Source organism: Variovorax sp. LjRoot84 (genome assembly GCF_964254305.1).
GTDB lineage: Bacteria > Pseudomonadota > Gammaproteobacteria > Burkholderiales > Burkholderiaceae_C > Variovorax.
The window spans coordinates 5,011,172-5,021,046 of the sequence record NZ_CAXUTE020000001.1 but is presented as its reverse complement, the minus strand read 5'-3'; the positions used below and the strand labels follow the sequence as shown (position 1 = coordinate 5,021,046).

Genomic DNA, 9,875 nt, shown 5'->3' with positions numbered 1-9,875 from the left:
TTCATTGAATGCTCGCCGCAAGTTCAAAGATCGGGAAATACATGAGCACCACGATGCCGCCGATGACCAGGCCGATGAAGACCATCAACAAGGGCTCGAAAAGCTTGGTGAAGCGTTCCACCCAGCGCGCCGTTTCTTCCTCATAAAACGTGGCGATGCGTTCCATCATTTCGCCCATGCGCCCGGTACGCTCGCCGACGCGCAGCATGCGCGACGCCACTGGCGTCGTGAGGCCGTATTGCTCCATGGCGCTTGAAAGCGCATGGCCTTCACGGATGCGCGCCAAGGCCAATCCGAGTTGGCCACGCAGTGAAGTCTCCAGCAGGTCGGACACCATCTGCAGGGAGCTCAGCACCGGCATGCCGCCGCGCAGCAACATGCCGAGCGAGCGGTAGAAGCGGGCAAGTTGAAAAACGTGCAGCCGTCTGCCAAGGCTGGGTAGCTGCCACAGTGCGCGCATCAGCCAGTGCTTGCTGGCTGGGCGAGTGGCCGCGTAGGTCACTCCGAGCAGAGTGAGCAAGGCGGCTGCCAGAATGGCCACGCCGTGGGCATCCAGCAGCTGGCCCCAGCGCATCAGCAGCCGCGACATCAGCGGCAACTCACCGCCGATTTCGGCATAGATATGGCTGAATCGCGGCACCACATACACCATGAGAAACAGCGTCACCAAAGCGCCGACACCGATCAGCAGGAGTGGGTAGATCGAGGCACTGACCACCTGTCGCCTCACGGCATCCATTTGCGTCTGGTAAGCCACGTAGCGCGAAAGTGCTTCCGGCAAGCCGCCGGTTTTCTCGCTGGCGCGCACGGTTGCCACATACAACAGCGGAAAGTTCGCTGGCGAATGTTGCAGGGCATAGGACAAGGTATGCCCTTCGTACAGGGTGGCGATAATTTGCGCGAGCGTCTTTCGGACCTCGGCCTGCTGCTCCTTCTCGGCCAGGGCTTCCAGCGACTCCACGAGCGACAGTCCTGCTTCCAGAAGGGCCAGCAATTCCTGGCTGAACAGGACCAGGGGAAACCTGCCGGTGCCCGCCTTGTGCCAGCGCGGCCAAGCCGCTTTGGGACTGATCGCGATCACCGTATATCCCTGGTTCCGTGCCTGGTTTGCCGCATCGCCTGCATCTGCGGCATCGAAAGCGAAAGCCGTCAGCTCTTCATCGCCGCGCAATGCTTTGACCTGGTAGCGCATGGTGTTCGTTCCTACTACCAGTTCGTGATTTCGGCGGCTTCGCCTTCGCCGCCGGGCTTGCCATCCTTGCCGTACGACAGCAGGTCGTAGTCTCCATGCTCGCCCGGCATGATGAAGACGTAGGGGTTGCCCCAGGGATCGGGCGGAACGGCTTTGGTGAGGTACGGGCCGGCCCACTTCGGCTCGTCGGGAGGACGTTGGACGAGCGTCACCAGTCCCTGCTCTGTGGTGGGGTAGTGGCCGGTATCGAGCCGGAACTGGTCCAGTGCCTTGCCAAGCGCGTCGAGCTGGGCTCGTGCTGCCTTGACCTCCGACTTGCCGATCTGCGAAAAGTACTTTGGCCCGACATAGCCGGCCAGCAGGCCGATGATCATCATGACAACCAGCAGTTCGAGTAGGGTGAAACCCCGGCCGCCTGCGGAGCTTTTGGCATTCCCTGTTTGCTGCATTTCGGTAGTCTCCGGTGTCCGTTTGAGCCGATCGACAAAACGCAAATGACTCAGCGCGGTACTTACCTTAGCGGCGCAGGTGCACTCTGGCTGTGGGTGGACCACCGTATACGTTCATACGCGGTGCACTGTATTTTTCTGATCGCCATCGTGCCCAGTCCTGATTAGGAGGCGCGGTAGTTGTGGTTCGATGCATTCGGATGCCCGACAGGGATCGATGCTGGCCGGGCAAATACCTGACGGCCACGACACTCTGATGCAGGTGCCTTTCCCGGGCGCGGAGTTCAGGTGGTAAGTTCCTCCTGACAACGAGGCGCGCTCCTTCATGCTAAGCAGCCCCAGTCCCCTCGTCTGGCCTTCCCACTTGACGGTTGCAGGATCGAATCCGCGGCCGTTGTCCTCGATCACCAGATGCAACGCATCATCGATACGATCCAGGCGAACCCGCACGCGGTCGGCGACCGCGTGCTTCACGATGTTGTGGAAAGCTTCTTGGAGAATTCGATAGAGGGTGATATGCAGCGCCACCGGTACCTCGTGCTCGGCGACATCGATCGTCTTCTCGAGCACGACGCCACCGCATACAGCGTCGAATTCACGGAAGAACCAAGACAGCGTGGGCAGAAGGCCGAGGTCATCGAGCATCAACGGCCGCAGTTCCGTCGATACGCGGCGCAACTCCGCCAGTGCCTCCTCGACCCGCGGGGTCAGCTGTCGCAGCGACTCGCACGCCTTCATGGCCGAGCCCTCGGCGAGCAACTTGGCGGACTGCTCGATCGAGAGCTTGATAAGACTCAAGGACTGTCCCAGCCCATCGTGCAAGTCCAGCGCAATCCGCCTGCGCTCGTCCTCCTGGATCGATACCAACAGGGCGGAGAGTCGTCGCAGTTCTTCACGGGCCTCACGCAATGCCTGCGCTGTCTCTTGGCCAACAGGGTCCGCGATTAGCTTAGGAAGCTGACCGTCGGCCTGGGTATGCGCGATGCTGAAGATAGCGCTCGCTGCTTTCAAGCCGAGGGGTGCGCTGCCCGCCCGGCCCAGATCGATACTGCCTGCCCCTGCATCGATCCCGTACGTGGCCGCGGCGCCTGCGCTCTCGCTGCTGGTGAGGGCGTCATTGACTAACGTCCCATTCAGAATCGCCACGCCCGTCGAATCGGCGAATCTCATTGCACCAGCAGCCATGAGGGGACCATCCGCAGCTGCCCTGCGTCCGTGCTTGGAAGCCATCCTCGACCCCCTCTCTTGTGCAATGCCTAGAAACAAATGCATTATTCCTAGAAACGAGCGGTTCGTGTAGGGAGGACTGTCCTGATCGAAGGGGGAGATTTGTCCCGGCATGTCCGTAAAGACCTTCATCGACAAGCGAGATACAGCGGCTGACAATTGATGCAATGTTGAGTGTCACCAAGCTATCTTGCGTGCGCGGAGAACGATTCCTGTTCACCGACATCGACTTCAAGGTCGAGGCCGGCGAGTGGCTGCACGTGCGCGGTGCCAACGGATGCGGCAAGACCAGCCTGCTCAGGCTTCTCGCCGGGTTGTCGCAGCCGGTGCAGGGCCAGATTCGCTGGTGCGGCAAGCTGACAGGCCAGGACGCGCAGGCGTACCGCGCCGACCTGCTGTTCCTCGGTCACCAGGCGGCGGTGAAGGAAGAACTTACGGCGCTCGAAAACCTCCAGCTTGCGTCGGAGCTCGACGGCCGCGGTCTGCCGCGGCCCGAAGCGTTCGCTGCGCTGCAGCGCATCGGCCTCAAGGGGCGTGAGGACCAACCTGTGCGTTTTCTCTCGGCGGGCCAGAAGCGGCGCGTGCTGCTCTCGCGCCTCATCACCCGAAAGGCGAAGCTGTGGTTGCTGGACGAGCCTTTCACCGCGCTCGACACCCGAGCCGTGGAGATGCTGGGAACTCTCATCGCTGAGCACCTCGACCATGGCGGCATGGCCGTGGTCACAAGCCACCAGGCGGTACAGATCGCCGGCGGCAAGGCGATCGATCTGTGAAGGCGGTGCTTGCCGTGATACGCCGTGACCTGCTTCTCGCAATGCGCCGCAAGACGGAGGTGCTCACGGCGCTCTTCTTCTTCGTCATCGTCACCAGCTTGTTCCCGCTGGGCATTGGTGCGGACACGGCGCTGCTGCGCAAGATCGCGCCGGGCGTGCTATGGGTGGGCGCGCTGCTAGCCACCATGCTGGGCCTGCAGCGCATGTTCGCGGCCGACCATGCGGACGGCACGCTCGAGCAGATGCTGCTATCGCCGACACCTCTGGCGCTGCTCGTGAGCGGCAAGAACATTGCGCATTGGCTGGTGTCGGGCCTGCCGCTGGTGCTCCTCGCTCCCTTGCTCGGCATGCAGTTCGACCTCGACCGCGGCGCGTTGGGCGTCCTGACACTGGGGCTGCTGCTGGGCACGCCGGTGCTGTCACTGGTGGGTGGCATCGGTGCCGCTCTCACCCTTGGAGTGCGCGGGGGCGGCATCCTGCTAAGTCTGCTGGTGCTGCCGCTCTACATCCCGACGCTGATTTTCGGCGCGGGCGCGGTCCATGCCCACACTGCGGGGCTTGGCGCCACCGGCCACCTGTCGCTGCTCGCCGCACTGCTGGCGATCGCCCTGTTCTTCGCGCCCTGGGCGACCACGGCGGCGTTGAGGATTGCGCTGGAATGAGCAACCAGATCATCAACTGGTTCAAGTTCACCAGTCCCTACAGCTTCTATCCCCTGGCGGGAAAGATGATTCCCTGGTTCTGGCTGCTGGCGGCCATGTTCGGTATCGCCGGGCTCTGGGTCGGCTTGTTTGTCGCGCCGAGCGACGCCACGCAGGGCGAGGGTTACCGCATCATCTTTGTCCACGTACCCGCATCGTGGATGTCGATGTTCATCTATGTGGTGATGGCGAGCTGGGCCGGGATCGGGCTGGCGCTCAACGCGCGGCTCTCGGGAATGATGGCGCAGGCGCTTGCTCCCACCGGGGCGCTGATGGCGTTCCTGTCGCTGTGCACCGGGGCCTTCTGGGGCAAGCCCATGTGGGGAACCTGGTGGGTGTGGGATGCGCGTCTGACCTCCGAGCTGATCCTGTTCTTCCTGTACCTGGGCTTCATGGCACTGCAGGCCGCCATCGACGACCCCCGGCGCGCCGACAAGGCCGGCGCGATCCTCGCGCTGGTGGGCGTGGTGAACGTGCCGATCATCTATTTCTCGGTGAAATGGTGGAACACGCTGCACCAGGGCGCATCGGTGTCGCTGACCAGGTCGCCCTCGATGGCCCAGACCATGTTGTGGGGCATGCTGCTGATGGTGCTGTGCTTCTGGATGTACTCGGTGGCGATGGCGCTCAGTCGCCTTCGCACCATCATCCTCGAGCGCGAAGCTCACACGGATTGGGTGCGCAGCCTGGCGGAGGTTGCGCCATGAACTGGCATTCCGCGGCCGACTTCTTCGCCATGGGTGGCTATGGGCTGTATGTCTGGGGCAGCTTCGGCGTGTGTGTCGCGGCCCTTGCGCTCGAGCCTTTCCTTCTGAGCAGGCGCCACCAGGCGATCGTGCGCAGCCTGCGCCGCCATGCACTGGCCGAACAGATGGACCGGGAGGCGTGATGAAAAAATGGAAAAAGCGCGGTGCGATCGTTGCCGGGGGCGTGCTGGCCGTCGGCGTTGCGGCTGCTCTGGTGCTCAACGCGCTCAACAGCAATATCGCCTTGTATGTGACGCCCAGCGAGGTCGCGGCCGGCAAGTCGCCCCAGGGCCAGGTGTTTCGCATCGGGGGCATGGTCAAGGACCGCTCGCTCAAGCGCGACAACCTAACAGTCCATTTCGTGTTGACCGATCTGGCGAAGGATATTCCTGTCTCATATACCGGCATCCTGCCCGACCTGTTCAAGGAGGGTAAAGGCGCCGTGGTGCAAGGCAGACTGGGCGCGGACGGCAACTTCACCGCGTCCGAGGTGCTGGCCAAGCATGACGAGAACTACATGCCGCCGGCCGCGCAACACGCGCTCGAGCAGGCCAAACGCGCTGAAGAAGCGCCTAAGCCATGATCCCCGAACTTGGCAATTTCGCCCTGATTCTCGCCCTTTGCGTGGCCACGCTTCTGGGCACGTTGCCGCTGCTCGGGGCGCACCATGGCCGCCGCGAATGGCTGCTACTGGCGCGCCCGGCCGCACAAGTGCTCTTCCTGCTGGTGACGGCGTCGTTCGTCGCACTGGCCTGGAGCTTCTACCTCAACGATTTCTCGGTGGCCTATGTCGCGGGCCATTCCAACTCGCTGCTGCCCACGCCATACCGGTTGGCCGCGGTGTGGGGCGGGCATGAAGGCTCCCTGTTGCTGTGGCTCTTGATGCTTGCGGGCTGGACCATGGCGGTCGCGCAGCTGTCGCGCACGCTCGACGAAACCATGGTCGCGCGGGTGCTGGGCGTGCTCGGCCTCGTCGCTTGCGGCCTGCTGCTGTTCGTGCTGCTGACCTCGAATCCTTTCGAGCGGCTGGTGCCGGCGGCCGTGGAAGGACGCGACCTCAACCCCTTGCTGCAGGACCCTGGCCTCATCTTCCATCCGCCGATGCTCTATATGGGCTACGTCGGATTCTCAGTCGCATTCGCATTCGCGATCGCCGCGCTACTCGCAGGACGCCTCGACGCCGCGTGGGCGCGCTGGTCGCGGCCCTGGACCACCACCGCTTGGGTCTTCCTCACGCTGGGCATCGCTCTGGGGTCCTGGTGGGCCTACTATGAACTGGGCTGGGGCGGCTGGTGGTTCTGGGACCCGGTGGAGAACGCCTCCTTCATGCCCTGGCTGATCGGCACGGCGCTCATCCATTCGCTGGCCGTCACGGAAAAACGCGGCAGCTTCAAGAGCTGGACGGTGCTGCTGGCGATCGGGGCGTTTTCGCTGTCGCTGCTGGGCACCTTCCTCGTGCGCTCCGGTGTGCTCACCTCGGTGCATGCTTTCGCCACCGACCCGAAGCGCGGCATCTTCATCCTGGTGCTGCTCACGCTGGTGATCGGCTCGTCGCTGGCGCTGTTCGCCTGGCGCGCGCCCAAGGTGGCCCTGGGCGGGAGCTTCGCGCTGATGTCGCGTGAAACGCTGCTGCTGGTCGGAAACGTGCTGCTCGTGGTCGCGGCCGGCTCGGTGCTGCTCGGCACGCTGTATCCGCTGATCGTGGATGCACTCAACCTGGGCAAGATTTCGGTTGGGCCGCCTTACTTCAACACGGTCTTCGTCCCCGTGATGGCCCCGGTGCTGTTCCTGATGGCTGCCGTCCCATTGGCGCGCTGGAAGCATGCCGATATCAAGGACATGGCACAGCGGCTGTGGATTGCCGCTGTCCTGGCGGTGCTGGGCGCCGTCGCCATTCCCTTGCTGATGGGCGGCTGGACGGTTCTGACCGGCCTGGGCACGCTGCTGTCCGTGTGGATCGCAACGTCCATGGCCATGCAGATCGCCACGCGCCTGAAGGCAGGCATGCCGCCGATGTCGTTCTGGGGCATGCAGCTCGGGCACCTTGGAATCGCCGTCTTCGTAATGGGCGTGACCCTGGTCGGCGGCTTCCAGCAGGAAAAGGATGTTCGCATGGAGCCGGGCGACAGCGTCACCGTCGGCGGCCATGAGTTCAAGTTCCTGGGGGTCACTCGCGTGGCGGGCCCGAACTTCACCGCAGCGCGCGGCCAGTTCGAGGTCAACCAGGGCACTCGCGCGAGCCGCACCCTCTATCCGGAAAAACGCATCTACGCATCCTCGTCGATGCCGATGACAGAAGCGGCCATCGACGCGGGCTTCACGCGCGACGTTTATGTTTCGCTCGGCGAGCCGCTTGAGGGCAGCGCTTGGGCCGTGCGCGTCTACTTCAAGCCGTTCGTGGACTGGATCTGGGGCGGTTGCCTGCTGATGGCGCTGGGCGGCCTCTGCGCGGTGTCCGATCGGCGCTACCGCCTGCGAGTCCGCGCTCGGGCCAAGGAGGCGATAACGGCACTGCAGGGTGCATCCCCATGAAGGCCAAGTTTCTGATCCCGCTCGCGCTGTTCGGCGTGCTGATCGGCTTTCTCGCCGTCGGTCTGAAGAGAGACCCGCGCGAGATTCCTTCCCCGCTGGTCAGCAAGGCGGCGCCCGTATTCAAGGTCCCGCAGCTGATCCTGCCGGACAAGACCTTCTCGCCGGCCGACCTGAAAGGCCAGGTCTGGATGCTGAACGTGTGGGCATCGTGGTGCGTGGCCTGCCGGCTGGAGCATCCGCTGCTGGTGGAACTCTCGCGCTCGCAAGTGCTGCCCCTGATCGGCCTGAACTACAAGGACAAGCGCGAGGACGCGCTGAAATTCCTCGGGCAGCACGGCAATCCGTACAACCTCTCTGCGCTCGACGTCGATGGTCGCGTCGGCATCGACTATGGCGTCTACGGCGTGCCGGAGACCTACATCATCGATAAGAAGGGCGTCATCCGCCACAAGCAGGTCGGACCGCTCACGCCCGAGGCGCTGCAAAAGACCATCCTGCCCCTCATTAAACAGCTGAAGAACTCGTGAAGCGCCTGTTTGCATTGCTGCTGGTTGCGCTCGCCCTCGGAACGGGATGGACCAAGGAGGCCACGCCGTTGGCCGAAGACCCGGTCGTTGAGCAGCGCATGGTCGCCATTTCCGAGGAGCTGCGCTGCCTCGTGTGCCAGAACGAATCGCTTGCGGCATCGCGTGCCGAGCTGGCGCAGGATCTGCGCCGCGAAGTGCGTACGCTGATCAGGCAGGGACGAAGCGACAACCAGATCAGGGACTTCCTGGTGGAGCGCTACGGGGACTACGTGCTGTACCGGCCACGGGTCAAACCCGAGACGTGGCTGCTGTGGGCCGGCCCCTTTTTGCTGATGATCATCGGTGTCGCAATCCTGCTGGTCTACCTGCGCCGGCGCAACCGCTTGATCGATGAAACCCCACTGACCAAAGATGAAGCGAGGCGCATCGATGCACTGCTGAAGGAGGGCGAAAAATGATGGGATTCCTCATCGGCGCCGCGCTGGCCATCGCGCTTGTTCTGGCGCTGCTGTTACGGCCCTTCCTGCACAAGACCGCCGGGGCGCAGTCGTCGCGGCGCGAGCTCAATGCAGCGATCCTTCGCGAGCAGCTCTCCAAGTTGGAGCAGGACCTGGCCGATGGCACGCTCGGCAAGGAAGACTACGCGCAGGCGCGCGCCGAGCTCCAGCGGCGCGCGCTCGAAGACACGCGTGAAAAGGACGCGACCAGCACGCTGCGCGCCCCCACGAAAACCATCGTGGGCGTGAGCCTGCTTCTGCCAATTGCCGCTGGCGTTCTTTACCTTCTGATCGGAAACCCCGCCAGCTTGGCCCCGCGCGGTGCTCATCAGCAAATGGCCAAGGCCCAGGAGCTCGAGCGAATGGTGGCGACCCTGACGCGAAAGCTCGAGAAGGAACCGGGCAACCTCAAGGGATGGGCCATGCTGGCGCAATCGTACAAGGCGATGGGCCGCATGGCGGAGGCCGAAAAAGCGTTCGAGCGGGCCGGCTCCTTCATCGACAACGACGCGCAGATGCTCGCCACCTACGCGGGAGTCGCAGCGATCAACAATCGCGGGCGGCTTGCCGGCAAGCCGGCGATGCTGATCCAGAAGGCCCTGAAGGCCGACCCCGACAACGCGACGGCGCTGTGGTTGTCGGGCGCAGCAGATCTCGAAGCCGGGGAGTACACCCAGGCCTTGCGGGCCTGGGAAGGGCTGGCGGCGCGGCTGCCGTCCGGGTCCGACGATGCGCGCAAGCTGCAGCGCGCGATCCAGGATGTCAGAGCCAGGGCTGCCCTGGCCGCCAAAGCACCCGCCGTCGCGGAGGCCGCCGCAGCCGGCCGCGATGTGAGCGGGACGGTGGAGCTGGATCCTTCGCTAAAGGACAAAGCCGGCCCTGACGACACGGTGATGGTCATTGCCCGGTTGCCCGGTACCCGCATGCCGGTCGCGGCGGTGCGGCTTCGCGCTGCGGAGTTGCCGGTGAAATTTGTGCTCAACGACTCCCAATCGATGAACCCACAGTCGCCCATTTCTGCAGCCACAGAGGTGGAGGTCGAAGCACGTATTTCCAAGACTGGCCTTGCAAAGGCCGAACCTGGTGACCTGATCTCGGCCGTGCAGACGGTCAAGGTCGGTGCGGGTGGCGTTCTGCTGCAGGTGACGCAGGTACGACCCTAGGGAGAAGCCGTGCCGCTGCCTTTGTCGCCCTCGCTTCGCGCGCGTCGCCGTTGTTCCTAGTGAGTTCG

At 63.9% G+C, this 9,875-nt stretch carries 12 protein-coding genes; 9 read left to right on the top strand and 3 right to left on the bottom strand.

All coding sequences use genetic code 11. From position 1 onward, the window contains the following. Window position 1 precedes the first annotated feature (1 nt). From ACSQ9I_RS24880 to ACSQ9I_RS24870, 3 genes are all read right to left on the bottom strand, one after another. Window positions 2-1,192 carry a type II secretion system F family protein gene (locus ACSQ9I_RS24880; protein WP_436314831.1) on the bottom strand — a complete coding sequence of 397 codons (1,191 nt, stop codon included), beginning with the start codon at window positions 1,190-1,192 and terminating at the stop codon, window positions 2-4. A 14-nt stretch (window positions 1,193-1,206) separates the two neighbouring features. Beyond that, window positions 1,207-1,641, bottom strand: a complete 435-nt coding sequence (gene gspG / locus ACSQ9I_RS24875) for a type II secretion system major pseudopilin GspG (RefSeq protein WP_436314830.1) — start codon at window positions 1,639-1,641, stop codon at window positions 1,207-1,209. Between the two features lie 114 nt (window positions 1,642-1,755). Further along, window positions 1,756-2,826, bottom strand: a complete 1,071-nt coding sequence (locus ACSQ9I_RS24870; protein WP_436314829.1) for a sensor histidine kinase — start codon at window positions 2,824-2,826, stop codon at window positions 1,756-1,758. A 209-nt stretch (window positions 2,827-3,035) separates the two neighbouring features. On the opposite strand from ACSQ9I_RS24870, the gene ccmA reads away from it, so the two are divergent. Genes ccmA through ccmI form a run of 9 tightly spaced genes read left to right on the top strand, consistent with a single transcriptional unit; the run spans window position 3,036 to window position 9,807 of the window. Further along, the gene (gene ccmA / locus ACSQ9I_RS24865) at window positions 3,036-3,641 is read left to right on the top strand and encodes a cytochrome c biogenesis heme-transporting ATPase CcmA (protein ID WP_436314828.1); all 606 of its coding nucleotides are present in this window, start codon (window positions 3,036-3,038) and stop codon (window positions 3,639-3,641) included. Further along, entirely contained in the window at window positions 3,638-4,303 is a 666-nt protein-coding gene (ccmB, locus tag ACSQ9I_RS24860) for a heme exporter protein CcmB (RefSeq protein ID WP_436314827.1), read from the top strand. The genes ccmA and ccmB overlap by 4 nt, the downstream gene beginning before the upstream one ends. Beyond that, window positions 4,300-5,049, top strand: coding sequence for a heme ABC transporter permease CcmC (gene ccmC / locus ACSQ9I_RS24855; protein ID WP_436314826.1), 750 nt, complete (start codon window positions 4,300-4,302; stop codon window positions 5,047-5,049). Before ccmB ends, ccmC begins: the two co-directional genes overlap by 4 nt. Beyond that, window positions 5,046-5,231, top strand: coding sequence for a heme exporter protein CcmD (ccmD, locus tag ACSQ9I_RS24850; protein WP_436314825.1), 186 nt, complete (start codon window positions 5,046-5,048; stop codon window positions 5,229-5,231). Before ccmC ends, ccmD begins: the two co-directional genes overlap by 4 nt. Next, window positions 5,231-5,671 (top strand): cytochrome c maturation protein CcmE, encoded by a 441-nt coding sequence (gene ccmE / locus ACSQ9I_RS24845; protein ID WP_436315822.1) that lies wholly within the window; start codon window positions 5,231-5,233, stop codon window positions 5,669-5,671. The genes ccmD and ccmE overlap by 1 nt, the downstream gene beginning before the upstream one ends. Beyond that, a complete protein-coding gene (locus ACSQ9I_RS24840) occupies window positions 5,668-7,620 on the top strand; it encodes a heme lyase CcmF/NrfE family subunit (protein WP_436314824.1) in 1,953 nt (650 codons plus the stop codon). The genes ccmE and ACSQ9I_RS24840 overlap by 4 nt, the downstream gene beginning before the upstream one ends. Next, entirely contained in the window at window positions 7,617-8,147 is a 531-nt protein-coding gene (locus ACSQ9I_RS24835; protein WP_436314823.1) for a DsbE family thiol:disulfide interchange protein, read from the top strand. The genes ACSQ9I_RS24840 and ACSQ9I_RS24835 overlap by 4 nt, the downstream gene beginning before the upstream one ends. Then, a complete protein-coding gene (locus ACSQ9I_RS24830) occupies window positions 8,144-8,605 on the top strand; it encodes a cytochrome c-type biogenesis protein (protein WP_436314822.1) in 462 nt (153 codons plus the stop codon). Before ACSQ9I_RS24835 ends, ACSQ9I_RS24830 begins: the two co-directional genes overlap by 4 nt. Next, the gene (ccmI, locus tag ACSQ9I_RS24825) at window positions 8,602-9,807 is read left to right on the top strand and encodes a c-type cytochrome biogenesis protein CcmI (RefSeq protein ID WP_436314821.1); all 1,206 of its coding nucleotides are present in this window, start codon (window positions 8,602-8,604) and stop codon (window positions 9,805-9,807) included. Before ACSQ9I_RS24830 ends, ccmI begins: the two co-directional genes overlap by 4 nt. Window positions 9,808-9,875: the final 68 nt, after the last annotated feature.

What these genes read in the sequence shown, in the direction of transcription:
- ACSQ9I_RS24835 (WP_436314823.1), top strand. Translation starts at nt 7,617, where the DNA reads ATGAAGGCCAAGTTTCTGATCCCGCTCGCGCTGTTCGGCGTGCTGATC.
- ACSQ9I_RS24880 (WP_436314831.1), bottom strand. Translation starts at nt 1,192, where the DNA reads ATGCGCTACCAGGTCAAAGCATTGCGCGGCGATGAAGAGCTGACGGCT.
- ccmE (WP_436315822.1), top strand. Translation starts at nt 5,231, where the DNA reads ATGAAAAAATGGAAAAAGCGCGGTGCGATCGTTGCCGGGGGCGTGCTG.
- ccmI (WP_436314821.1), top strand. Translation starts at nt 8,602, where the DNA reads ATGATGGGATTCCTCATCGGCGCCGCGCTGGCCATCGCGCTTGTTCTG.
- ccmD (WP_436314825.1), top strand. Translation starts at nt 5,046, where the DNA reads ATGAACTGGCATTCCGCGGCCGACTTCTTCGCCATGGGTGGCTATGGG.
- ACSQ9I_RS24840 (WP_436314824.1), top strand. Translation starts at nt 5,668, where the DNA reads ATGATCCCCGAACTTGGCAATTTCGCCCTGATTCTCGCCCTTTGCGTG.
- ACSQ9I_RS24870 (WP_436314829.1), bottom strand. Translation starts at nt 2,826, where the DNA reads ATGGCTGCTGGTGCAATGAGATTCGCCGATTCGACGGGCGTGGCGATT.
- gspG (WP_436314830.1), bottom strand. Translation starts at nt 1,641, where the DNA reads ATGCAGCAAACAGGGAATGCCAAAAGCTCCGCAGGCGGCCGGGGTTTC.
- ccmA (WP_436314828.1), top strand. Translation starts at nt 3,036, where the DNA reads ATGTTGAGTGTCACCAAGCTATCTTGCGTGCGCGGAGAACGATTCCTG.
- ccmC (WP_436314826.1), top strand. Translation starts at nt 4,300, where the DNA reads ATGAGCAACCAGATCATCAACTGGTTCAAGTTCACCAGTCCCTACAGC.